Here is a 23,438-nt window from a genome sequence, read left to right on the forward strand (position 1 = left end):
CTGCCGTCTTTCTGGCGGGCCGGTTCAGTTGTCGGGGGTTGCCAGCCCGTCTTCCGGGAGGGGCAGGTGGTCGGGAATTTCCAGGGAGAGCAGGTGGCGCTGGGCCTTGACCAGTTGCTCGGCGGCGCGGCGGTAGTGGCTGCCCTGCTGCAGCCAGTTTTCCATGGCGCGAATATCCAGTTGTCCGGCAGCCCCGGCCACCAGCAGGGCTTCCTTGAGGGTGGCATAACGCGCTTCCGTCGCCTCCAGCGCCATTTCCATGCCGGTGCGGCTAAAGTCGTCCCGGTTCCCGTCGCAGGCCAGGCAGAGCGCTTGCAAGGCTTCCTGAAAGTGCTGGGCTTCAGCCGCACAGCCGCCTTCTGCGGCCAGGGCCGCGCCATGCTGGGCCAGGTCGCAGGCGGTCTGCTGGTAGCGCAGCACACGCAGACTCCGGGCCAGGGCTTCGACCAGGGTGGCGGGCAAGGTGGCGGCACTGATGTGGTGAATATAGTCGGTGACAGCCCTGGACAGCGTGTTGAGGGTATCCCGCTGGCGGGCAATCAGGGCCGTGTCGGGATGCGGCAGGGCGGCCTGATGCAGACAGGCGGCCGCGAGGCTCTGGGTATGCGCCAGTTCGAGACGCAGGGCGCGCAGGGCCAGATCGGGAACGCTGAGAATGTTGCGGTCCAGATAGCGGGGTTTGGAGGCTTCTTCGTGATGGCTGCGAAAGCGCTGGGCCAGGGCGCGGGTCAGCCAGGGGTCCAGCGGCACCATCAGGGCCACCCCGAGCAGATTGAAGGTGGAGTGAAAGGCCGCCACCATCACGGCAGGCGTGAACGGCTGCGCGGTAAAAGTCTGGATCTCACTGAGAAAGGTGATCAGCAGCGGGAGCAGGATGAGCGCCACGAGGCCGGTGACGATATTGAATATCATGTGGGCAGCGGCGACGCGCCGGGCATTGGCCGTGGCGCTCAGGGCAGCAAGAATGGCGGTGGAGGTGGTGCCGATATTGGTGCCGATCACCATCGCGCAAGCGGCTTCGATGCTCATCAGGCCGCCCTGTGCGGCAGTGATGATGAGGGCGATGACTGCCCCCGAGGTCTGCATCAAGACGGTGATCAGGGTGCCAATGCCGACCAGGATCAGGTAGCCCGAAATACCGGGGCGGACGAAACTTTCGAGCGCGGCCTGTTCGCCCAGACCGGAAAAAGCATCCTTGAGCACATCGATGCCCAGAAAGAGGATGCCGAAACCTGCCAGGGCCTGCCCCAGGGCCCGACTGCGTATGCCGCGGGCCACCAGCATCAGGATGGTGCCCATGCCGATGAAGGGCAAGGCCAGGGCGTCGATCTTGAAGTTGAACCCCAGCGCCGCCACCAGCCAGGCATTCATGGTGGAGCCGAGGTTGGAGCCGTAAATCACCCAGAGCGAATTGCGCAGGGTCAACAGCCCCGAATTGACGAAGCCGATGGTGGCGATGGTGACCGCAGTGGAGGACTGCACCAGGGAGGTGATGAGAAAGCCGGTGCACAAGCCCCGCAGGCGGCTTGAGGTCCAATCCTCCAGCAGGTCTTCCAGGGCGCGGCCGGCGGCGAGTTTGAGGCCTTCCGTGAGCAGGTGCATGCCCAGCAGAAAGAGTCCCACACCACCGAGCAAGCCACCGGGCAAGCCTTCGGGCAGGGCGGCGAGGGGATCGGCCGCCATGGAGGACGCGCTCAGCGCTGGCTGGAGGTGGCCGTGGAAGAGGCGGAGTTGGCGAGGCTGGCGTCGATGCGCCGGGCTTCCTCATCGCTGATGATCTGCATCACATTGATGACCTTTTGTACCCCTTCGGTATTGCGGGCCACCTGGATGGCGGCCTTGGCTTCCCGGTCCGTGACGATGCCGAGCAAGAACACATTGCCGGCTTCGGTGACCACCTTCACGTGATTGGCCGCGAACTGGTTGGCGTCGATGAAGCGGGCCTTGACCTTGGAGGTGATGTAGGCATCATTGCTGCGGGCACCGAGGCTGCTGTTGCCGGCTACCACCAGTTCGTTCCAGACCCCCTGCACATTTTCGATGCGGCTCACTTCTTCGGCCACCTTCGCCTTGGTGGCTTCGTCGGGCACCTCGCCGGTGATCAGCACGCGGCGGTTGTAGCTCGTGAAATTGATGTGGGCGCGGTCCTGGATTTCCTTGCTGAGCCGGCTGCTGGCCTTGAGTTCAATGGATTCATCGTCGGTCTGGACGCCGAGCGAGCGGCGGTCGGAGGCGGCCAGGGCGCCTGCGGTGGCGCCGGCCACGGCCACGCCGAAACAGCCTTGCAGGGCGGGCAGGGCGAGGCTCAGGCTCATGAGTCCGAGCAGGGACCGGCGGCTGGGGTGGTGCTTGGGCTTCATTCCTCTACTCCCATCAACAGGCTGTCGATGCCGTCGCATAAACAGTGAATCATCAAGAGATGCACTTCCTGGATGCGCGCCGTGCGGGGCACGGGGACGCACAGGTGGATGTCCTCCTCCTGCAGCAGGTGGCCGATTTCGCCGCCGTCCCGGCCGGTGAAGGCAATCACCTTCATGTCCTGCTCATGGGCGGCGCGGATGGCTTCCACCACATTGCCGGAATTGCCCGAGGTGGAGATGGCCAGCAGCACATCCCCGGGACGGCCCAGGGCCCGCACCTGGCGGGAAAAGATGTGTCTGAAACTGTAGTCGTTGCCGACGGCAGTGAGGATGGAAGAATCTGTGGTCAGGGCGATGGCGGCCAGTTCCTGGCGCTCCACCTCGAAGCGGCCCACCAGCTCGGCTGCGAAATGCTGGGCATCGGCAGCAGAGCCGCCGTTGCCGCAGGCGAGGATCTTGCCGTCGTTGAGCAGGGAATGGGTCATGGTCTCGATGGCGGCGGCCAGGGGCGCGGCCAGTAATTCCACGGTTTCCTGCTGGGTGCGGGCGCTGTCTTCGAAATGCTGGCTGACGCGGGCGATCAAATCCATTGTGTTCTCTGGGGCTTGGTGGTCATTTGTGGTGGGGAATTCTAGCATCAGAGTTCCATCAGGATTTCGAACTCCAGGCGTTTCCAGGGGTTGGGGTCTGCCTTCAGCCTGGAAATGCGGGCCTCGAGGACCTCGCCGCGATCCAGTGCCTCGGCGACGGCCCGGTTTTCCTTGCGCGGTACGTAACCCAGCTTGTGCCCTTGCCATTCCACCCGGATGGCGAGGGGGTCATGGGGATTGTCCCGCTCCCGCACCAGGTCCAGGCGGTCGCCGACCTGGAGTTGGGGACGCAGGGTCGTCAGGGCGTGGAACTGGCTGCCTGCCAGGGGGGAGGATTGCACCAGGATGCGGATGCGTTCCTGAGCCTGGAGCAGGCCGATCCCGCTGACCAGCAGCAGGAGCCCCAGCTCAATCCGCCGTGAAGGCATCTTTGAGCCATTCGATCGCATGGGTTTCGACCCGGTCCAGGAGTATGCAGTCGAAGCGGCAGGGGCCCTCCCCGTGCCGGGACAGCCAGTGCCGGGCCGCCAGGATGAGGCGTTGCAGCTTGGCCGCGGTGATGCTGGCCGCGGCACCACCGAAGCGGGGATTGCGGCGCAAGCGCACTTCCACGAAGACGGTGGTGTCCCCCTCCTGACAGACCAGGTCGATCTCGCCGCCCTTGACCCGGAAATTGCGCGCCAGCAGCCGCAGCCCCCGGGCTTCGAGGTAGGCTGCCGCCAGCGCCTCGGCCCGGGCTCCGTCCGTGGTATCTTTGTCCGCACCTGCCATAGCGAGCTTTCATGACAAAACAATTGTCGCCATTGTATGTGGTGCCGACTCCCCTGGGGAATCTCAAGGACATCAGCGAGCGGGCCCGGGAGGTCCTGTGCAGCGTCGCCTGGGTGGCCGCCGAAGACACCCGTCACACGGCCCCCCTGCTGCAACACCTGGGGTCTCCGGCCCGGCTGCTGGCCGCCCATGAACACAACGAAGCCGGCGCTGCCGGGTCGATCCTCGCCAAGCTGGCGGCGGGGGAGGCGGTGGCCCTGGTTTCCGATGCCGGCACGCCCGCCATTTCCGATCCCGGCGCCCGCATCGTTGCCCGGGTCCGGGAGGCGGGGGGCAGGGTGATTCCCTTGCCCGGCCCCTGCGCCGCCACCACCGCCCTCTCGGCGGCAGGGCTGGAAGACGACCACTGGCTGTTCTATGGCTTCCTGCCCTCCAAGTCCGGCCAACGCCGCAAGGTGCTGGAAAGCCTGCTGGAACTGCCCTACACCCTGGTGTTCTACGAAGCGCCGCACCGGGTGCTGGAAACCGTTGCCGACCTGGCGGCGGTACTGGGCGCGGAGCGCACCCTGGTCATGGCCCGGGAGCTGACCAAGCTGTTCGAGACCATCCAGCGCCTGCCGCTGGGGGAGGCGCTGGCCTGGATGGAGGCCGATCCCAATCAGCAAAAAGGCGAATTCGTGCTGCTGGTGTCCGGTTGCCCCCAGGGCCGGGATGACGGGGAGGCCGAACGGGTGCTGAAACTGCTGCTGGCCGAAAACCTGCCCGTGAAACAGGCCGCCAAGCTTGCCGCGGCCATCAGCGGCGGCAGCAAGAACGCGCTCTATGAGCGGGCCCTGGCCCTGAAGGGCTAGAATCAGCAAACCGCTCCACCGGGAGATTCTCATGCAGATCACGATTACCCGCCCCGACGACTGGCACCTGCACCTGCGCGACGGCGCCGCCCTGTCCGCCGTTCTGCCCCATACCGCACGCCAGTTTGCCCGGGCCATCGTCATGCCCAATCTGAAGCCGCCGGTGACCACGGTGGAGCGGGCGGATGCCTACCGTCAGCGCATCCTGGCCGCCCTGCCTGCCGGCCTGAGCTTCGAGCCCCTGATGACCCTGTATCTGACCGACGACACGCCGCCGGCCGAAATTGCCCGGGCCGTGGCCTGTGGTTTCGTCAAGGCCGTGAAGCTGTACCCGGCCGGTGCCACCACCCATTCCGACGCAGGTCTGACCCGGATCGAGGCCGCCTACGACACCCTGGCCGAAATGGAACGCCTGGGGCTACCCCTGCTGGTGCATGGTGAAGTGACCGATCCGGCGGTGGACCTGTTCGACCGGGAAAAGGTTTTCATCGACACGGTGCTGCTGCCTTTGCTGCAGCGCTTTCCCGAGTTGAAGCTGGTGATGGAGCACATCACCACCCAGGATGCCGTCCAGTTCGTGCTGGAAGCCGGTCCGAATGTGGCGGCCACCCTCACTGCCCACCACCTGCTCTACAACCGCAATGCCCTCTTCCAGGGCGGCGTGCGGCCCCACTGGTACTGCCTGCCGGTGCTGAAGCGGGAAACCCACCGCCAGGCCCTGGTGCGGGCAGCCACCTCCGGCAGTCCCAGGTTTTTCCTGGGCACCGATTCCGCCCCCCATGCCAGGAGCGCCAAGGAAGCGGCCTGTGGCTGTGCCGGTTGTTACACCGCCTATGGGGCCCTGGAGCTGTATGCCGAGGCTTTTGAAGCGGCCGGTGCCCTGGACAAGCTGGAAGCCTTTGCCAGCTTCCATGGGCCCGCATTCTACGGCTTGCCCCGCAATGCCGGGACGGTGACCCTGAGCCAGGAAGTCCTGGCCGTGCCCGAAGCCTACCCCTATCTTCCCGGCGAAACCCTGGTACCCCTGCGGGCCGGGGAGCAGCTGGGCTGGAAACTGCTGGCTTGATCCATGTTACCGAGGAGATGACCATGTTGCGCCGCATTTTGCCCTTCGCCCTGCTGCCCCTGCTGACGGGGTGCATCAACGATGGGGCGGCTTACCGGATCGATGGTTCCCGGCATGCCCTCACCGTGGTGCGGGAACAGAACCTGTTCTGGAAGAAGCAGGTGAAGCTGGCGGTGGTGGTGGCGCGCATGCCCGATTGCCAGCGCAAGCACACGCTGCAGGAAGCCGATCTTTCGACCCCCGTCGAACTTTGGCAGCCTGGGCCGGGAACCTTCATCCTCGCGGTCGGCAACAACCGGTATGTCACGGAAACCCGTACCTGCCTGGGTTTTGCCCCGCTGACCGAGGAACCGCCGGGAGGTATCGGCGTCCACCTGGGGACCTTCGCCGTGAAGAACGGAGTGTTTACATTCACCCCGGCGGCCAGGCCCGAAGAGGCGGCTGCCGGATCCCGATGATTCGATGCGGCCGAACTTGTTTTCCACCCGGGCTCCTGGCAATGCCGACCCGGCCTGTTGCAACGCGGCATGGCAATTTCGCCCCGGTCGGCGCGGGGTAATTGCCGCCAGGCGCGTATAATCCGCGCCGGGAGTTGGCCAAGGCAGCCGCTGCCTGCCGCAAGGCAGGGGGAGGAAAGTCCGGGCTCCACAGGGCAGGATGCCGGCTAACGGCCGGGCGCTATAAGTCGCAAGACCCAAGGCGACGGAAAGTGCAACAGAGAATAGACCGCCGATGGCCCCAGCGCGTGAGCCTGGGGATCAGGCAAGGGTGAAACGGCGGGGTAAGAGCCCACCGCAGGACTGGTGACAGGACTGGCAAGGTAAACCCCATCCGGAGCAAGACCAAATAGGGAAGCATCAGGCGTGGCCCGCGCTGCTTCCGGGTAGGTTGCTTGAGCCCCGCAGCAATGCCGGGCCTAGAGGAATGGCTGCCAAAGGACGCAAGTCCTTCACAGAACCCGGCTTATCGGCCAACTCCCCCTTCATTTCCGGGCGCTCGCCCCGATCGTGCATGCGCGACAAGAATGCAATGAACATTGCTTGCATTTGATCTGACCGGCCTTTCCGTTCCCCTTCCCCGCGCCCTGTGCGCCCCCTTCCGGATTTTCATGCGTCATGAATGGCCGAAGGGTTTCCCCACCCGGCGACACTCCTGATAAAGCACTTTCAGTTCCCCTTCCCATGCATTGATTTGATTGATTATTTTCATCCGCGATTTTATTTGAAAGCGCGGCTAAGTCCTTGTCTTGGCTAAAAAAACCGGGATTCTTGCGGTTGACGGGGGGTGAGGCTGTGCCGTAAAGTGGGAAGAAGTGGTGTAAAGTGGGTGAACGGGGGGTTTGGGGCCATGTTTGAAGGAGCGGTTTCGCTGAGTCTGGATGCGAAAGGGCGGCTTGCCATTCCGGCGCGCCACCGGGACGCGCTCGTCTCCGCGGCCGAAGGCTCCCTGGTGCTGACTGCTCATCCCCAGCGTTGTCTGCTGCTTTATCCCCTGTCGGCCTGGGAGCCGATTCGCGACAAGATTCTGAAAGCCCCCAGCTTCGATGCCCGGGCCCAGAGCCTGAAGCGGGTGCTGGTGGGGAATGCCCGGACCGAATCCATGGATTCGGCCGGACGGATGCTGGTGGCTCCCGAGCTTCGGGAGCACGCTCAACTTGAAAAAACGATCTGGATGGTGGGCATGGGAAGTCATTTCGAAATCTGGAGCGATGCCGGTTGGCGGCGCCAGAACGAACTGGCTTTCGAGGCGCTGCAAAGCGACGAGCCGCCCCCGGGTTTCGAGGATATTTCCCTGTGAAGGCTGGCGGCGCCCATGTCACGGTGCTGCTGCAGGAGGCGGTGGAAGCGCTGGCGGTGCAACCCGGGGGGGCTTACATGGATGCCACCTTCGGCCGCGGCGGCCACAGCCGGGCCATTCTGGCGCAGTTGGGCGAGGCCGGGCATTTGCTGGCCCTGGACCGGGACCCGGTGGCCATCGAGGCCGGGCGCGCCCTGGTCGATTCCCGTTTCACGTTGTTGCACCGTCCTTTTTCCGAGTTGTCGGAAGGGGCGGAGGAGGCCGGTTTTTCCGGCTTTGATGGCATCTTGTTCGACCTGGGGGTTTCCAGTCCCCAGCTGGACGAAGGTGGGAGGGGTTTCAGCTTCCGCCACGACGCACCCCTCGACATGCGCATGGATACCTCCTGCGGCGAGACGGCGGCGGAGTGGCTGGCGCGGGCCGAAATAAGAGACATCACGGAGGTCATCAGAAATTATGGCGAAGAACGGTTTGCTTTCCAGATTGCAAAGAAGATTGTGGCTACTCGGGCCGAGCGGCCTATTACAACCACAGGTCAATTCGCCACGCTCGTACGCGAAACCGTGCGGACCCGCGAGCTCGGTCAGGATCCGGCGACGCGCAGCTTTCAAGCTCTACGGATTCACGTCAATCAGGAGCTCGGCGAGCTCGCGCTAGCCCTGCCGCAGGCGCTGGAGTTGCTGCGCCCGGGCGGGCGGCTGGTGGTGATTTCCTTTCATTCCCTGGAAGACCGGATCGTCAAGCAGTTCATGCGCAAGGCTGCGATGCCGGCCGATGCCCTGCCCAAAGACCTGCCCTTGCGCGCCGACCAGTTGCCCAGGCCCACGCTGCGTTTGCTGGGCAAGGCTTGCAAGCCATCGACAGAAGAAGTGATGGCCAATCCACGGGCCCGTAGTGCCGTGATGCGTACGGCGGAAAAACTCTGATGTTGCGTTTCAATATGATCCTGTTACTGGTGGCGGTGATGTGCGCGCTGGGGACGGTGACTTCCCAGCACAAGGCGCGCAAGCTCTTTCAGGCCCTCGAGGCCGAGCAGGAGCGCGCCCGGCAACTGGATGTCGAGTATGACCAGTTGCAACTGGAACTATCCACCTGGGCGACCCATTCGCGCATCGAGAAAATCGCCCGGGAACGGCTGAAGATGGTGGTGCCGGCGCGTGTCTCGCCGGTGTATTTGCCAGGCGGAGGGCGCTGATGGCCGTGCGTCGCCGCCATACTTCCCGGGCGCATCGCTTCAGCGAGAGCCCCTTGCTGCAACTGGCGTTGCCGGGCTGGCGCTCGCGCCTGGCCGGCCTGGTATTTCTGGGCCTGTTCGCGGCCTTGCTGGGGCGGGCTTTCTATCTGCAGGTGGTGAATAACGAGTTTTTGCAGGGCCAGGGTGAATCCCGCTACCTGCGCGATCTGGAAGTGTCTGCCTCGCGGGGCAAGATTCTCGACCGCAATGGCGATCTGCTCGCCATCAGCACGCCCATGAAGTCGGTCTGGGCCATTCCGGTCGATGCCGGCAAGCTGGAGCCGCTCCAGGTCAGGAGTCTGGCGGGCCTGCTGGACATGGATGTGAAGGAATTGCAGCGGCACCTGGCGAGCGACAAGAATTTTGTCTATCTGCAGCGTCAGGTGCCGCCCGAAACGGCGGATCGGATCGCGGCCCTGAAGTTGCCGGGCGTGCACCAAAGCAAGGAATTTCGCCGCTATTACCCGGCGGGCGAGATGGTGGCGCATATCGTCGGGTTTACCGGGGTCGATGATCGCGGCCTGGAGGGCGTGGAACTGGCCTATCAGCCGGCGCTGATGGGGCACCCCGGCAGTCGCAGCGTCATTCGCGACCGGCGCGGTCAGATCGTCGAGGATGTGGGCAGCATGCGGCCGCCGCAAGATGGCAAGGACATCCGCCTGGCCCTGGATTCCAAGATCCAGTACCTGGCCTTTTCGGCGGTCAAACAGGCGGTGCAGGACAATCAGGCCAAGGCGGGCGGGGCGGTGGTGATCGATGCGAAAACCGGGGAAATCCTGGCCCTGGCCAACTGGCCTTCCTACAACCCCAACAACCGGGCCCGGCTCACCGGGCCGCAGCTGCGCAACCGCGCCGTCACCGATAGCTTCGAGCCGGGCTCCACCATGAAGCCTTTCACGGTGGCCCTGGCCCTGGAAAAGGGCAAGTTCCGTTTCGACTCCATCATCGACTGTGCCCCGGGGCACATCACCATTGGCGGGGCCACGATTTCCGATGCTCACCCCCATGGTGCCCTGACCGTGGCCCAGGTGATCCAGAAATCCTCCAACGTCGGCGCGGTGAAGATTGCGTCCACCTTCGCGCCCAAGGAAATGTGGGAGATGTTCGATACCCTGGGCTTTGGCACCCCGCCGGCCCTGGGTTTTCCCGGTGAGGTGGGCGGCCGCCTGCGGCCCTGGAAGCACTGGCGTCCGATCGAGCAGGCCACCATGGCCTACGGCCACGGCATCTCCGTCAGTCTGATCCAGCTCGCCCGGGCCTATCTGGTGTTCGCCCGGGACGGGGACCTGCTGCCCCTTTCCTTGCAGAAGCTGGAACAGCCGCCGCCCCGGGGAGTGCAGGTGTTTTCGCCGCAGACGGTGCGGGAAGTCCGCACCATGCTGGAAATGGTCGTCGGCCCCGGCGGCACGGCGCCTCAGGCCCAGGTGCCCGGTTATCGCATCGGCGGCAAGACCGGCACGGCCCACAAGCTGGAAGGCGGGGTCTACGCCCACCGCTACGTGGCTTCCTTTGTGGGCATTGCGCCCATGTCGGAACCGCGCTTCATCGTCGCGGTGATGGTGGATGAACCCTCGTCCGGCAAGTATTTTGGCGGCAGCGTGGCAGGTCCGGTGTTTTCCCAGATTACAGCGGGCGCCCTGCGCACCATGGGGATTGCACCCGACGCCCCGGTGCAGCAGGTGACGGACGGCAAGAAGGAGGGAGTGGTATGACCGGGGCGAGCCTGCTGCTGGCGCAACTGGGACTGTCGTCCGCTGGCCTGACGGGCGCGATGGATGACAGCCGTCAGGTACGTCCGGGCGAACTGTTCCTGGCCTATCCCGGTCATGGGGCGGATGGACGGCAGTACATCGCCGAAGCCCTGGCCGCCGGTGCGGCGGCCGTGTGCTGGGAGCCCGGCGGCGGTTTCGCCTGGAATCCGGACTGGCAGGTGCCTCATCTGGAAGTACCCGGCCTGCGTGCGCTGGCGGGCCCCCTGGCTCATGAATTGGCGGGCCGGCCGAGTGAATCCGTGGCCCTGTTGGCGGTCACCGGCACCAACGGCAAGACCACCATCAGCCAGTGGCTGGCCCAGGTCTATCCGGAGCCCTGTTCGAGCATTGGCACCTTGGGGGCGGGTTTCCCCGGGCAACTGGAGCCAACCGGTTTCACCACTCCGGAAGCGACCACTCTCGCCCGGCTCCTCGCCGGACAGGGGGAGCGGGGGGCCAAAGCCTGCGCCCTGGAGGTCAGTTCCATCGGCATCGAAGAGGGCCGCATCAACGGTTGCCGGGTCGATACGGCCCTCTTCAGCAATCTGACCCGCGATCACCTCGACTACCACGGCACCCTGGAAGCCTATGGCGCCGCCAAGGCAAAGCTGTTCCGCTGGCCCGGTTTGCGCCTGGCGGTGATCAATCTGGACGATGCCCTGGGGCAGCAGCTGGCGCGCACCAGTACGGCGGACCGGGTGATCGGCTACAGCCTGGAAGGGCGCCGCGACCTGCCGGCCGTGCTGCGCGCCGCCCGGCTCGAGGCGACGGCGAGCGGCCAGGCCTTCGAATTGCAGACCCCGTGGGGGAATGCCGCGGTGGAAACCGCGCTGGTCGGGGCCTACAACATTGCCAATCTGCTGGCCGTCGCCGCGGTGTTGCTGGACCGGGGGCTGGAGCCGCGGGCCACGGCGGAGCGTCTGGCCAGCCTGACCCCGCCCCCTGGACGCATGGAGCGTTACGGCGGCGCGGGGGAGCCGCTGGTGCTGGTGGATTACGCCCATACCCCGGATGCCCTGGCCAATGCCCTGGCGGCGCTACGGCCGCTGGCCACGGCTCGGGGCGGACGGCTGCTGTGCCTCTTTGGCTGTGGTGGCGACCGGGACCCGGGCAAGCGCCCGCTGATGGGCGAGGTGGCCGCGGCCCTGGCCGATGAAGCCTGGATCAGCAGCGACAATCCGCGCAGCGAAAACCCCATGGACATCATCGATGCCATCCGCCAAGGCGCCCCGGGCGCCCGGGTCGAGGCCGACCGGGGCCGGGCCATCGCCGGGGTGGTGCGCGGCGCCGGAGCGCAGGACGTGATCCTGATTGCTGGCAAGGGCCACGAGCCCTACCAGGAAATTGCCGGGGTGCGCCATCCCTTTGCGGATGGAGAACAAGCCCGGCGGGCCCTGGCGGCCCGTAACGAAAACAGGAAGGTGGCGTAAATGCGCTGGACTCTGAGCGAAATTGCCGCAGCGCTGGAAGGGCGCATGATCGGTGCCGATCTGACTCTTCATGGCGTCAGTACCGACAGCCGCAAGGACTGTAGCGGCCAGTTGTTCGTGGCCCTGAAGGGAGAGCGTTTCGACGCCCACGACTATCTGCAGATGGCCGTGCAGCAAGGTGCGGCCGCCTTGCTGGTGGCCCGGGAGGAGGGGCTGCCCGCCGGCGTGCCCGCCATCGTCGTGGACGACACCCGGCTCGCCCTGGGGCGCATGGCCTCGGCCTGGCGCCAGCGTTTCGACATTCCCCTGGTGGCGGTGACCGGTTCCAATGGCAAGACCACGACCAAGGAAATGATCGCCGCCATCTTCCGGGTGGCTTATGGGGAACAGGTGCTGGTCACCCAGGGCAACCTCAATAATGACATCGGCCTGCCCCTGACCCTTCTCGGGCTGGAGCCCGGACACCGGGCCGCCGTGGTGGAAATGGGCATGAACAGCCCGGGCGAAATCGCCTACCTGACCCGCATCGCCCAGCCCACGGTGGCGGTGGTGACCAATGCCCAGCGCGCCCACCTGGAGGGCATGGGCTGCCTGGATGGCGTGGCTCGGGAGAAGGCCTCCATCTACGAAGGACTGGGCCAGGATGGGGTGGCCGTCATCAACTGCGACGATGCCTATGCCGACCTCTGGCGCAATCTCAACCGTGGTCGTCCGGTCCTGGGTTTTGGCCTGGATCAGGCGGCCGATGTTGCCGGCCGGGTGCAGCTGCATGGCCTGGATACCCGCTTGAGGCTGGAAACCCGCGACGGTAGCCGCAGCATCGAACTGCAGGCTGCGGGCCGCCACAATGCCCGCAATGCGCTGGCCGCCGCTGCCGTGGCCCTGGCCGCTGGCCTGGACCTGGATACGGTGGCGACGGGGCTGGCCAACTTTGCCGGCGTCAAGGGGCGCCTGCAACGCCGGGCCGGAATCCGCGGCGCCATGCTGCTCGACGACACCTACAATGCCAACCCCGATTCCGTGCGGGCCGGCATCGACGTGCTGGCCTCCACCGTGGGGCGGCAGATCCTGGTGCTGGGCGACATGGGCGAAATCGGCGAAGCCTGCGCCCAGTATCACGATGAAATCGGCGGTTACGCCAAGAGCCAGGGCATCGACCGGCTCTATGCCCTGGGCGAGGCTAGTCAGCAGGCGGTGCGCAACTTCGGCGAGGGCGCGCGCCACTTCAAGACAGTGGAAGCCCTGGTGCAGGCCCTCCTGCCGGAACTGGAGGGCGGCACCACGGTGCTGGTGAAAGGCTCCCGCTTCATGAAGATGGAACGCATCGTGCAGGCGCTGTTGGCCCCACCCGAAACGGCAAAGGAGACCGACTGATGCTGCTCATGCTGACCCAGTGGCTGGCCCAGGACATCCGGACCTTCAACGTCTTCAACTACATCACCCTGCGCACCATGCTGGCCGCCATGACCGCGCTGTTCTTTTCCCTGATCATGGGGCCGGCGGTGATCCGCTGGCTGGCGGCCAAGAAGATCGGCCAGGCGGTGCGCACGGATGGGCCGCAGACCCATCTATGCAAGTCCGGCACCCCGACCATGGGCGGGGTGCTGATCCTGATCGCCATCGCCGTCACCACCCTGCTCTGGGGCGACCTGACCAACAAGTATGTGTGGACGGTGCTGATCGTCACCCTGGGGTTCGGCATCATCGGCTGGTATGACGACTGGAAGAAGGTGGTGTACCGCGACCCGAACGGCCTGTCCTCGCGCTGGAAGTTCTTCTGGCAGTCGCTCCTCGGGCTGGGGGCGGCCCTGTTCATCGCCTTCTCGGCCCAGGTGCCGGCCCAGACCGAACTGATCGTGCCCTTCTTCAAGAGTGTCGCCCTGCCCCTGGGCATCTGGGGCTTCGTGGTGCTCACCTATTTCGTCATCGTCGGCACCTCCAACGCGGTGAACCTCACCGACGGCCTCGATGGCCTGGCGATCATGCCGACCGTGATGGTGGCTTCGGCCTTTGCCATCTTCGCCTATGTGGCCGGCAACGCCGTCTATGCCAAGTACCTGTTCGTGCCCTATGTGCCCGGGGCGGGGGAGCTTTGCATCCTGCTCGGCGCCATCGCCGGGGCCGGGCTGGGCTTTCTCTGGTTCAACGCCTACCCGGCGGAAGTGTTCATGGGGGATGTCGGCGCCCTCGCCCTGGGCGCCGCCCTGGGCTGCGTCGCCGTGATCGTGCGCCAGGAAATCGTGCTGTTCATCATGGGCGGGGTGTTCGTCGTGGAAACCCTGTCGGTGATGCTGCAGGTGGGCTGGTTCAAATACACCAGGAAGCGCTTCGGCCAGGGCCGGCGCATCCTGCGCATGGCGCCCTTGCACCACCATTTCGAGCAGACCGGCTGGAAGGAAACCCAGGTCGTCGTGCGCTTTTGGATCATCACCATCATCCTGGTGCTGATCGGCCTTTCCACCTTGAAGTTGCGCTAAAGAATATGGAACCAAAGGGCAGAACCTTCCTCGTGATCGGGCTCGGCGAATCGGGCCTGGCGATGGCCAGATGGCTCGATCGCCAGGGTGCCCGGGTGCGTGTCGCCGATAGCCGCCTCGATCCGCCCAAGCGGCAGGACCTCGCCGCGGCCGTGCCCGACGCAAAACTGCTGACCGGCCCCTTCCGGGCGGAAAGCTTTGCCGGCATCGATGCCATCGCCCTTTCGCCCGGCGTGCCCAAGACCACCCCGGAAATCGCCGCCGCCACCGTGCCGGTGCTCTCCGAAGTGGAGCTGTTCGTCGCGGGCCTCGCCCGCTACCAGCCCGATGCCAGGCTCCTCGCCATCACCGGCAGTAACGGCAAGACTACCACCACGGCGCTCACCGCCCATCTCCTGAACGGCGCGGGGGTGCCCGCCGTGGCCTGCGGCAACATCTCCCCGGCGCTGCTCGATGCCCTGATGGCCGCCCTGGACGAAGGCAAGCTGCCGGCCGTCTGGGTGTTGGAACTCTCCAGCTTTCAGCTCGAAACCACGTATCACCTCGATGCGGACGCCGCCGCCATGCTGAATCTGAGCGAGGATCATCTCGACCGCTACCACGGCCTGGCCGACTATGCCGCCGCCAAGGCCCGCATCTTCCAGGGCAGGCCGGTGCGGGTGCTGAACCGCGATGACGACTGGAGCCTCTCCCTGGGCGGCTGCGGCGCCGGCCTCGTGACCTTCGGCCTCAATCCGCCGCCCCGGTCCGGCCATTACGGCCTCAAGGACAACGCCCTCTACCTGGGCGAAAAACGCCTCCTTGGTCTTGACGAACTGCCCATCGCGGGTCTGCACAACGCAGCCAATGCCATGGCCGCCCTGGCGCTTTGCGCCGCCATCGGCGTCGAGGCCGAGCGGGTGTTGCCCGCCTTGAAGACCTTCAAGGGCCTGGCGCACCGGGTTACGCCGGTGGCCGAGATCGGCGGCGTGCGCTATGTCGATGATTCCAAGGGCACCAATGTCGGCGCCACCCTGGCCGCCCTCGCCGGCATGGGCCGGCCGGTCGCCATCATCCTCGGTGGCGAAGGCAAGGGCCAGGATTTCTCGCCGCTCAAGCCGGCCCTGGAACGGCATGGCCGGGCCGTCGCCCTGATCGGCCGGGATGCCCCCGCCATCGAATCCGCCATCGCCGCTTGCGGCCTGCCGATGCAGCGCTTTGCCGACATGGAAGGCGCCGTGACCTGGCTGGCGGCCCAGGCCCGGCCCGGGGATTGCGTGCTGCTTTCGCCGGCCTGCGCCAGTCTCGACATGTATCGTAATTACGCGCACCGCGCCGAAGCTTTCGTGGCGGCGGTGCGCAAACTGGAGGGTGGGGCATGATCGTCGAAGCCCTCGATTCGCCCCGCCGCCAGATCGCCGAGATCGACCCGGCCCTGCTCTGGAGCGGCCTCCTGCTGCTGATGCTGGGCCTGGTGATGGTGTATTCCGCCTCGATCGCCTTTGCCGAGGGCAACCGGGCCTTCGGCAACCAGCCGGCCTACTTTCTCGTGCGCCACGGGGTTTTCCTCGGCATCGGCCTGATCGCTGCGGCCATGGCCTTCCAGGTGCCCCTGAGCACATGGCAAAAAGCATCGCCCTGGCTCTTTTTGGTGGGCGTGCTGCTCCTGGCCATCGTGCTCATCCCCGGCATCGGCAGGGAAGTGAATGGCGCCCGGCGCTGGCTGCCGCTGGGGGTGGTGAATTTGCAACCCTCGGAACTGGTGAAGCTGTTTGCCGTGCTCTACACCGCCGATTACACGGTGCGCAAGATGGAAGTCATGCACGACCTGAAGCAGGCCTTTCTGCCCATGGCCGCCGCCATGGCCCTGGTCGGCGGGCTGCTCTTGAAGGAGCCGGACTTCGGCGCCTTCGTGGTCATCATCGCCGTCGCCGTCGGCATCTTGTTCCTGGGCGGCATGAAGGCCCGCCTGTTCGCCTTCCTGTTCGTCTTCCTGCTGGCCGCTTTTGCCATCCTGATCATCGTTTCCCCCTACCGGCGCGACCGGCTGTTCGGTTTCATGGACCCCTGGTCGGACGCCTATGGCAAGGGCTATCAGCTCTCGCATGCCTTGATCGCCTTTGGCCGGGGCGAGTTCTCCGGCGTCGGGCTGGGGGCCAGCGTCGAAAAACTGTTCTATCTGCCCGAGGCCCACACCGACTTCCTGCTGGCCGTGATCGCCGAGGAGCTGGGCTTTGTCGGCGTGCTGGTGGTGGTGAGCTTGTTCGCCCTCCTGGTGCACCGCGCCTTTGCCGTGGGGCGCCAGTGTGTGCAGCTGGAGCGCCTGTATCCGGCCCTGGTGGCCATGGGCATCGGCATCTGGATCGGGCTCCAGAGTTTCATCAACATGGGCGTCAACATGGGGCTCTTGCCGACCAAGGGCCTGACCTTGCCGCTCATGAGTTTCGGCGGCTCGGGCATCGTCGCAAACTGCGTCGCGCTGGCCATCTTGCTCCGGGTGGATTGGGAAAACCGGCAATTGATGCGCGGAGGCAAGCTGTGAGCCGCCATTCCCGCAAATCCATCCTGATCATGGCCGGCGGCACCGGTGGCCATATCTTTCCGGCCCTGGCCGTGGCCCAGCAGCTGCGCGACGAGGGCTGGAAGGTGCTGTGGCTGGGCAAGCCGGGCAGCATGGAGGCGCGCCTCGTGCCCCAGCATGGCTTCGAGATGGTGTATGTGCATTTTGACGCCCTGCGTGGCAAGGGGCTGGCCCGAAAGCTCATGTTGCCCATCAATCTGCTCAAGGGCTTTGGCCAGGCCCTGGCCGGGTTACGCCGGGTGCGGCCCGATGTGGTGCTGGGCATGGGCGGTTATGTGGCCTTCCCGGGCGGCATGATGGCGAAGCTGCTGGGCATTCCCCTGGTGATCCACGAACAGAATTCCGTGCCGGGGCTGGCAAACCGGGTGCTGGCCAGGGTGGCGGACCGGGTGCTGACCGGCTTTCCGGAAGTCCTGAAGAAAGGCATCTGGGTGGGCAATCCGGTGCGCGAGGAAATCATCCGGGTCGCGCCCCCCGCCGAACGCCTGGCCGGGCGGGACGGCCCCCTCAACCTGCTGGTGGTGGGAGGCAGCCTCGGCGCCCAGGTGCTCAACGAGATCATTCCCAAGGGGCTCGCCCTGATGGAGCCGGCCCTGCGCCCGAAGGTGGTGCACCAGTCCGGCGAGAAGCACCTGGCGGCCTTGGAGCGCCACTATGCCGAGGCCGGGGTCCAGGCCCACTGCGTCAGCTTCATCGACGACATGGCCGGGGCCTATGCCTGGGCCGATCTGGTGATCTGCCGTTCCGGCGCCTTGACCGTGGCCGAACTGGCGGCGGTAGGGGTGCCGGCGATTCTGGTGCCCTATCCCCATGCGGTGGATGACCACCAGACCAGCAACGCCAGATTCCTGACCCTGGCCGGCGGCGCCTTCTTGTTGCCGCAGGCCGACTTGACGCCGGAATCGGTCGCCCTGATCGGCAATTACAGCCGCAGCCAGTTGCAGGAGATGGCCGGGAAGGCCCGGGCCCTGGCCCGCCCTGATGCCGCCCGTGACGTGGCTCAAGTTTGCAAAGAGATTGCCAAGTGAAACACAAGGTCAAACATATCCATTTCGTCGGCATCGGCGGTTCCGGCATGAGCGGCATCGCCGAGGTGCTGGCCAACCTGGGCTACACCGTGTCCGGTTCCGACCTGGCCACCACTTCCACCACCCAGCGCCTGGCCAGTCTGGGTATCCGGGTCGCCATCGGTCATGCGGCCGACCACATCGCGGGCGCCAATGCCGTGGTGGTGTCCACCGCCGTCAAGGCGGACAACCCGGAAGTGGTGGCGGCTCGCCTGGCCGATGTCCCCGTGGTGCCCCGGGCCCAGATGCTGGCCGAGCTGATGCGCCTCAAGCAGGGCATCGCCATTGCCGGCACCCACGGCAAGACCACCACCACCAGCCTGGTGGCGAGCATCCTTGCCGAAGGCGGGCTCGATCCCACCTTCGTCATCGGTGGCCGCCTGAATGCGGCTGGGGCCAATGCCCGCCTGGGCAAGGGGGATTTCCTGGTGGCCGAGGCCGACGAGTCGGATGCCTCCTTCCTCTATCTCTCCCCGGTGGTGTCGGTGGTGACCAATATCGATGCGGATCACATGGAAACCTACGGTCACGACTTCGGCCGCCTGAAGCAGGCTTTCGTGGAGTTTCTCAACCGCCTGCCGTTCTACGGCGTGGCGGTGCTCTGCCAGGACGATCCCCATGTGCGCGAGATCCTGCCCCTGGTGCCAAAGCAGGTAGTGCGCTACGGCCTGACGCCGGAAGCCAGCATCTACGCGGAAAACATCCGCGCCAAGGACGGTCAGATGCATTTTGATGCGGTACGGGTCAATGGCAGCACCACCCGCCTGCCCATCACCCTCAACACGCCGGGCATGCACAATGTGCTCAATGCCCTGGCCGCCATCAGTGTGGCCACCGAGGTACAGGTAGCGGACGAGGCCATCATCAAGGCCCTGGCCGAGTTCAAGGGCGTCGGCCGGCGCTTCCAGCGTTACGGGGAGATTCCCCTGGCTTCCGGTGGCCGCTTCACCCTGGTCGATGACTACGGCCACCACCCGGTGGAAATGGCGGCCACCCTCGCCGCCGCCCGCGGCGCCTTTCCCGGCCGCCGCCTGGTGCTGGCCTTCCAGCCGCACCGCTACAGCCGCACCCGGGATTGTTTCGAGGATTTCGTCAAGGTGCTCTCCGGGGTCGATGCGCTGCTGCTCGCCGATGTGTATGCCGCCGGGGAGACGCCCATCGTCGCCGCCGACGGCCGGGCCCTGGCCCGGGCGGTGCGGGTCGCAGGCAAGGTGGAACCGGTGTTCGTGGAAGACATCGATCAGATGCCGGAGCGGATCCGGGAAGTGGTCCAGGATGGCGACGTGGTCTTGACCATGGGAGCCGGTTCCATAGGTGGCGTTCCTGCCAAAGTGAGTCAAGCATGAGTGCAATGCATCGCAAATTCGGCAAGGTGGCGGTGTTGATGGGCGGGACTTCCGCCGAGCGCCCCGTGTCCCTCAAAAGCGGCGCCGGGGTGCTCGCGGCGCTGCGGCGCCAGGGCGTGGATGCCCATGCCTTTGATCCCGCCGATCAACCCCTCGATGCCTTGAAGGGCTACGACCGGGCCTTCATCGCCCTGCACGGCCGCTATGGCGAAGACGGCACCATCCAGGGCGCCCTGGACCTGATGGGGATTCCCTTCACCGGGCCCGGGGTGATGGCTTCCGCCGTGGGCATGGACAAGTTCCGCACCAAGCTGATCTGGCAAGCCGTCGGGCTGCCGGTCCCCGAATACGCCATGCTGAGCGCCGACGCCAATTTCACTGAGGTGGAAGAGCAACTGGGCTTGCCCCTGTTTGTAAAGCCCGTGCGGGAAGGTTCCTCCATCGGCGTCTCCATGGTGACCCGGGAAGGCGGGCTGCGTGCCGCCTGGCAGGAGGCCGCCCGGCATGACTCGCTGGTGATTGCCGAGTCTGGCGTGATGGGCGGCGAATACACGGTGGCGATCGTCGGGGACCAGGCCCTGCCCGTCATCAAGATCGAGCCGGCGACCGGGTTTTATGACTACGACGCCAAATATCTGCGCGATGACACCCGTTACCTTTGCCCCTGCGGCCTGCCCAAAGACAAGGAAGCCGAGGTCCAGGCCGGCGCCCTGAAGGCTTTCGAGGTGCTGGGCGGCAAGGGCTGGGGCCGGGTGGATTTCCTCATGGATCAGGAGGGGCGGCATTATTTCCTGGAGGTCAATACCTCCCCCGGCATGACCGACCATTCCCTCGTGCCCATGGCGGCAAGGGTTGCCGGAATGGATTACGACGAACTGGTATTGAAAGTGCTCACCCTCGCGGGCCGGGACTGAAGAGAACATGAATGTGGCATCGACCCCAGCTGCTCAACACCCTGGCAGACCTGCTGTTTGCCGCAGGGGCTGCCATGCTCCTGGCGGCGGCCGCCGTCTGGGTGCTGCGCATGCCCTTTGCACCGATCCGGGAGGTGGTGCTGGAAGCGCCCTTGCAGCATGTCTCCCCCCTGGAACTGGAAGAAGTGCTGCAGGCCAGGGTCCGGGGCAACTTCCTCAGCCTGTCCCTGGACGGGGTGCGGGAGTCCCTGGAGGGACTGCCCTGGGTGCGCCAGGCCCAGGTGCGCCGGGTCTGGCCCGACCGGCTGGTGGTGCGGCTGGAGGAGCATCGAGCCGTGGCCCGCTGGGGCGACGCCGGCAACGAATGGGTGAATACCTTTGGCGAAGTGTTCCTGGCAACGCCGCCCGATCAAGAGCTGATCAGCCTGCCGCTGCTCAAGGGCCCGCCGGGTACGGCAGCGCAGTTGCTGAGGTACTACAGCGAAATCCTGGGACTGCTGCAGCCGGTGAACCTGAAGCCGGTGGCGGTGCTGCTTTCCCCGCGTCTGGCCATGAGTCTGCAGCTGGACAACGGCATGGTGCTGGCCCTGGGCCGGGAGCAGAGCCGCCTGCCCGCCCGCCATCGCCTGCAGCGCTTCATCGAAATATATCCCGTCGCCGTGGCGGGGCGGGAGCCACGGCCGGTAACTGTGGATTTGCGTTACCCCAACGGCTTCGCCTTGTACCCGGCGGGGAATCTACCGGACAACAGAGGTAAGGAATGAGCAGAGAGAACAAGGATCTGATCGTAGGACTCGACATCGGCACGTCCAAGATCGTCGCCCTGGTCGGCGAGATCACCGCGGAAGGGCGGCTCAACGTGATCGGCATGGGCTCCCAGGATTCGCGCGGCCTGAAGAAGGGCGTGGTGGTCAATATCGAGGAAACCGTGCACACCATCAGCCGGGTGATCCAGGAGGTGGAGCTGATGGCGGACTGCAAGGTCCGGGACGTCTATACCGGCATCGCCGGCAGCCACATCAAGAGTTTCAACTCGGACGGCATGGTGGCGATCAAGGACAAGGAGGTGACCCCGGCGGACGTGGACCGGGTGATCGAAACGGCCCGGGCCCGGCCCATTCCCGCCGATCAGGAAATCCTGCACATCCTCACCCAGGAATTCGTCATCGACGGCCAGGACGGCATCCGCGAGCCGATCGGCATGAGTGGCATGCGCCTCGAAGTGAAGGTGCATATCGTCACCGGCGCCGTTTCGGCGGCCCAGAACATCGTCAAGTGCGTGCGCCGCTGCGGCCTGGAGGTGAATGACATCGTGCTGCAGCCCCTGGCTTCCAGCTACGCGGTGCTGTCCGAGGACGAGAAGGACCTGGGGGTGTGCCTGATCGACATCGGCGGCGGCACCACCGACATCGCGGTGTGGACCCAGGGAGCGATCCGCCATACCTCGGTGATTCCCATTGCCGGAGACCAGATCACCAACGACATCGCCATGGCGCTGCGTACCCCGACCCGGGACGCCGAGGACATCAAGTGCAAGAACGGCTGTGCCCTGTCCCAGCTCGCCGATCCGGAAGACATCCTGGAAGTGGCGGGGGTCGATGAGCGGCCGAGCCGCAAGCTCTCGCGCCGGGCCCTGGCCGATGTGATCCAGCCCCGGGTCGAGGAGCTCTTCGAGCTGATCCAGCACGAGCTGCGCCGGGCCGGGTTCGAGGATGTGCTGTCGTCCGGCATCGTCATCACCGGTGGCGCAGCGGTGATGCCCGGCATGATCGAACTGGGCGAGGAAATCTTTCACATGCCCGTGCGCCAGGGCACTCCCAAGTATCAGGGCAGCCTGGCGGATGTAGTGATGAATCCCCGGTTTTCGACGGCCTATGGTTTGCTGCTGGAGGCTCAGACCCAGCGCCGCCGGGGCCAGAAGGTGGAGGAGAAGCGTTCGGTCAAGAACGTCTTTTCCAGCATGAAGTCGTGGTTCGAGAAAAATTTCTGATTTTCGGTTTATAACTTTTATTGCAGCGGAGGCGCGTATGTTTGAAATCATCGAGAAAGACGAGCTCGATACCATCATCAAGGTGGTGGGCATCGGAGGGGCGGGCGGCAATGCCGTCGAACACATGATCCGGGAAGGGGTGCAGGGGGTGGAGTTCATCGCCGCCAACACCGATTCCCAGGCCCTCAGCCGCAGCCAGGCCGCCATCAAGCTGGCGCTGGGCAAGCTGGGCGCGGGCGGCAAGCCCGAAGCCGGCAAAAGCGCGGCGGAGATCCACAAGGATGCCATCCGGGCCCAGCTCGAAGGCGCCCACATGGTCTTCATCACCGCCGGCATGGGCGGCGGCACCGGCACCGGCGCCGCTCCCGTGGTGGCCGAGATTGCCCGGGAAATGGGCGTCCTCACCGTGGGCGTGGTGTCCAAGCCGTTCTCCTTCGAGGGCGGCAAGCGCATGAAGAATGCAGAAGCCGGGATCACGGAATTCTCCAAGCACGTCGATTCCCTGATCGTCATCCTGAACGACAAACTGATGGAAGTGATGGGCGACGACGCCGGCGTCGATGACTGCTTCAAGGCGGCCGACGACGTGCTCAAGAACGCCGTGGGCGGCATCGCCGAAATCATCACCAACCACGGTCTGGTCAACGTCGACTTTGAAGACGTGCGCACCGTGATGGGCGAAACCGGCCGGGCCATGATGGGTTCCGCCGTGGCCGCCGGTCAGGACCGGGCCCGCATCGCCGCTGAACAGGCCGTGGCTTCGCCACTCCTGGAAGGCATCAACCTGTCCGGCGCCCGGGGGGTGCTGGTGAACATCACGGCAGCCCGTTCCGGCCTGAAGATGAAGGAAGTCAACGAAGTGATGGCGACCGTGCGGGCCTTTGCCGCTGAAGACGCACACGTCATTTTTGGCGCGGTCTACGACGAGCACATGGCGGAAAACCTGCGCGTCACCGTCGTGGCCACCGGTCTGGGGCAGCTTGCCAAGCAGCAGGCTTTCACCGTCATCTCCACCCCGCTGCAGGCAACCGGGACCGATGGCATGGGCTCGGCGATCGACTACAACGAAATGGCCAACATCCCGGCGGTGGTGCGCAATCGTCGCAATGTGACGGCCGAAGCCCTGGAAAACAGCGGCGTGGACCGCTACGACATTCCGGCCTTCCTGCGCAAACAAGCCGACTGAGCGCCGGTCACACTTCGCCTCTGCCCGGGGGAGCGCGCCTTCATGATA

The 23,438-nt window shown here is 65.5% G+C and carries 23 protein-coding genes and 1 other RNA gene; 19 read left to right on the plus strand and 5 right to left on the minus strand.

Annotated elements, in window-relative coordinates; genetic code table 11:
• Nucleotides 1-24 precede the first annotated feature (24 nt).
• Genes WBH99_RS09720 through WBH99_RS09740 form a run of 5 tightly spaced genes read right to left on the minus strand, consistent with a single transcriptional unit; the run spans nucleotide 25 to nucleotide 3,721 of the window.
• A complete protein-coding gene (locus WBH99_RS09720; RefSeq protein ID WP_424219881.1) occupies nucleotides 25-1,683 on the minus strand; it encodes a Na/Pi cotransporter family protein in 1,659 nt (552 codons plus the stop codon).
• Nucleotides 1,684-1,694: 11 nt separating this feature from the next.
• A complete protein-coding gene (locus tag WBH99_RS09725) occupies nucleotides 1,695-2,360 on the minus strand; it encodes a BON domain-containing protein (RefSeq protein WP_424219882.1) in 666 nt (221 codons plus the stop codon).
• A complete protein-coding gene (locus WBH99_RS09730) occupies nucleotides 2,357-2,950 on the minus strand; it encodes a phosphoheptose isomerase (RefSeq protein WP_424219883.1) in 594 nt (197 codons plus the stop codon). Before WBH99_RS09730 ends, WBH99_RS09725 begins: the two co-directional genes overlap by 4 nt.
• A 47-nt stretch (nucleotides 2,951-2,997) precedes the next feature.
• Entirely contained in the window at nucleotides 2,998-3,378 is a 381-nt protein-coding gene (locus tag WBH99_RS09735; RefSeq protein WP_424219884.1) for an HIRAN domain-containing protein, read from the minus strand.
• Nucleotides 3,359-3,721 carry a YraN family protein gene (locus WBH99_RS09740; RefSeq protein ID WP_424219885.1) on the minus strand — a complete coding sequence of 121 codons (363 nt, stop codon included), beginning with the start codon at nucleotides 3,719-3,721 and terminating at the stop codon, nucleotides 3,359-3,361. Before WBH99_RS09740 ends, WBH99_RS09735 begins: the two co-directional genes overlap by 20 nt.
• An 11-nt stretch (nucleotides 3,722-3,732) precedes the next feature.
• Here WBH99_RS09740 and rsmI point away from each other — a divergent pair, with 11 nt between their 5' ends.
• The 19 genes from rsmI to ftsZ all read left to right on the plus strand — a co-directional run bounded on the left by rsmI (nucleotide 3,733) and on the right by ftsZ (nucleotide 23,390).
• A complete protein-coding gene (gene rsmI / locus WBH99_RS09745; RefSeq protein ID WP_424219886.1) occupies nucleotides 3,733-4,572 on the plus strand; it encodes a 16S rRNA (cytidine(1402)-2'-O)-methyltransferase in 840 nt (279 codons plus the stop codon).
• Between the two features lie 31 nt (nucleotides 4,573-4,603).
• The gene (gene pyrC, locus WBH99_RS09750; RefSeq protein ID WP_424219887.1) at nucleotides 4,604-5,638 is read left to right on the plus strand and encodes a dihydroorotase; all 1,035 of its coding nucleotides are present in this window, start codon (nucleotides 4,604-4,606) and stop codon (nucleotides 5,636-5,638) included.
• 23 nt (nucleotides 5,639-5,661) lie between these two features.
• Entirely contained in the window at nucleotides 5,662-6,096 is a 435-nt protein-coding gene (locus tag WBH99_RS09755) for a hypothetical protein (RefSeq protein WP_424219888.1), read from the plus strand.
• Nucleotides 6,097-6,226: 130 nt separating this feature from the next.
• An RNA gene (gene rnpB, locus WBH99_RS09760) (RNase P RNA component class A) lies at nucleotides 6,227-6,620 on the plus strand.
• Nucleotides 6,621-6,985: 365 nt separating this feature from the next.
• Nucleotides 6,986-7,435 carry a division/cell wall cluster transcriptional repressor MraZ gene (gene mraZ / locus WBH99_RS09765; protein WP_424219889.1) on the plus strand — a complete coding sequence of 150 codons (450 nt, stop codon included), beginning with the start codon at nucleotides 6,986-6,988 and terminating at the stop codon, nucleotides 7,433-7,435.
• Nucleotides 7,432-8,361, plus strand: coding sequence for a 16S rRNA (cytosine(1402)-N(4))-methyltransferase RsmH (rsmH, locus tag WBH99_RS09770; RefSeq protein WP_424219890.1), 930 nt, complete (start codon nucleotides 7,432-7,434; stop codon nucleotides 8,359-8,361). The genes mraZ and rsmH overlap by 4 nt, the downstream gene beginning before the upstream one ends.
• Nucleotides 8,361-8,630 (plus strand): cell division protein FtsL, encoded by a 270-nt coding sequence (gene ftsL, locus WBH99_RS09775; RefSeq protein ID WP_424219891.1) that lies wholly within the window; start codon nucleotides 8,361-8,363, stop codon nucleotides 8,628-8,630. The genes rsmH and ftsL overlap by 1 nt, the downstream gene beginning before the upstream one ends.
• Nucleotides 8,630-10,381: a peptidoglycan D,D-transpeptidase FtsI family protein gene (locus tag WBH99_RS09780; RefSeq protein ID WP_424219892.1), complete on the plus strand. Its 1,752-nt coding sequence runs from the start codon at nucleotides 8,630-8,632 to the stop codon at nucleotides 10,379-10,381. Before ftsL ends, WBH99_RS09780 begins: the two co-directional genes overlap by 1 nt.
• A complete protein-coding gene (locus tag WBH99_RS09785) occupies nucleotides 10,378-11,850 on the plus strand; it encodes a UDP-N-acetylmuramoyl-L-alanyl-D-glutamate--2,6-diaminopimelate ligase (RefSeq protein WP_424219893.1) in 1,473 nt (490 codons plus the stop codon). The genes WBH99_RS09780 and WBH99_RS09785 overlap by 4 nt, the downstream gene beginning before the upstream one ends.
• Complete coding sequence (locus WBH99_RS09790; protein ID WP_424219894.1) at nucleotides 11,851-13,224, plus strand: UDP-N-acetylmuramoyl-tripeptide--D-alanyl-D-alanine ligase; 1,374 nt, start codon at nucleotides 11,851-11,853, stop codon at nucleotides 13,222-13,224.
• Nucleotides 13,224-14,327 carry a phospho-N-acetylmuramoyl-pentapeptide-transferase gene (mraY, locus tag WBH99_RS09795; RefSeq protein WP_424219895.1) on the plus strand — a complete coding sequence of 368 codons (1,104 nt, stop codon included), beginning with the start codon at nucleotides 13,224-13,226 and terminating at the stop codon, nucleotides 14,325-14,327. Before WBH99_RS09790 ends, mraY begins: the two co-directional genes overlap by 1 nt.
• Before the next feature lie 5 nt (nucleotides 14,328-14,332).
• A complete protein-coding gene (gene murD, locus WBH99_RS09800) occupies nucleotides 14,333-15,688 on the plus strand; it encodes a UDP-N-acetylmuramoyl-L-alanine--D-glutamate ligase (RefSeq protein ID WP_424219896.1) in 1,356 nt (451 codons plus the stop codon).
• Nucleotides 15,685-16,848, plus strand: coding sequence for a putative lipid II flippase FtsW (gene ftsW / locus WBH99_RS09805; protein WP_424219897.1), 1,164 nt, complete (start codon nucleotides 15,685-15,687; stop codon nucleotides 16,846-16,848). Before murD ends, ftsW begins: the two co-directional genes overlap by 4 nt.
• Nucleotides 16,845-17,915 (plus strand): undecaprenyldiphospho-muramoylpentapeptide beta-N-acetylglucosaminyltransferase, encoded by a 1,071-nt coding sequence (murG, locus tag WBH99_RS09810; RefSeq protein WP_424219898.1) that lies wholly within the window; start codon nucleotides 16,845-16,847, stop codon nucleotides 17,913-17,915. Before ftsW ends, murG begins: the two co-directional genes overlap by 4 nt.
• A complete protein-coding gene (murC, locus tag WBH99_RS09815) occupies nucleotides 17,912-19,300 on the plus strand; it encodes a UDP-N-acetylmuramate--L-alanine ligase (protein WP_424219899.1) in 1,389 nt (462 codons plus the stop codon). The genes murG and murC overlap by 4 nt, the downstream gene beginning before the upstream one ends.
• 5 nt (nucleotides 19,301-19,305) lie before the next feature.
• A complete protein-coding gene (locus WBH99_RS09820; protein ID WP_424219934.1) occupies nucleotides 19,306-20,214 on the plus strand; it encodes a D-alanine--D-alanine ligase in 909 nt (302 codons plus the stop codon).
• An 11-nt stretch (nucleotides 20,215-20,225) separates the two neighbouring features.
• On the plus strand, nucleotides 20,226-20,978 hold the full coding sequence (locus WBH99_RS09825; RefSeq protein ID WP_424219900.1) for a cell division protein FtsQ/DivIB: 753 nt from the start codon (nucleotides 20,226-20,228) through the stop codon (nucleotides 20,976-20,978).
• The gene (ftsA, locus tag WBH99_RS09830; RefSeq protein WP_424219901.1) at nucleotides 20,975-22,204 is read left to right on the plus strand and encodes a cell division protein FtsA; all 1,230 of its coding nucleotides are present in this window, start codon (nucleotides 20,975-20,977) and stop codon (nucleotides 22,202-22,204) included. Before WBH99_RS09825 ends, ftsA begins: the two co-directional genes overlap by 4 nt.
• A gap of 37 nt (nucleotides 22,205-22,241) precedes the next feature.
• The gene (ftsZ, locus tag WBH99_RS09835; protein ID WP_424219902.1) at nucleotides 22,242-23,390 is read left to right on the plus strand and encodes a cell division protein FtsZ; all 1,149 of its coding nucleotides are present in this window, start codon (nucleotides 22,242-22,244) and stop codon (nucleotides 23,388-23,390) included.
• Nucleotides 23,391-23,438 lie beyond the last annotated feature (48 nt).

This window comes from Azovibrio sp. (assembly GCF_049658005.1).
Lineage (GTDB): Bacteria > Pseudomonadota > Gammaproteobacteria > Burkholderiales > Rhodocyclaceae > Azovibrio.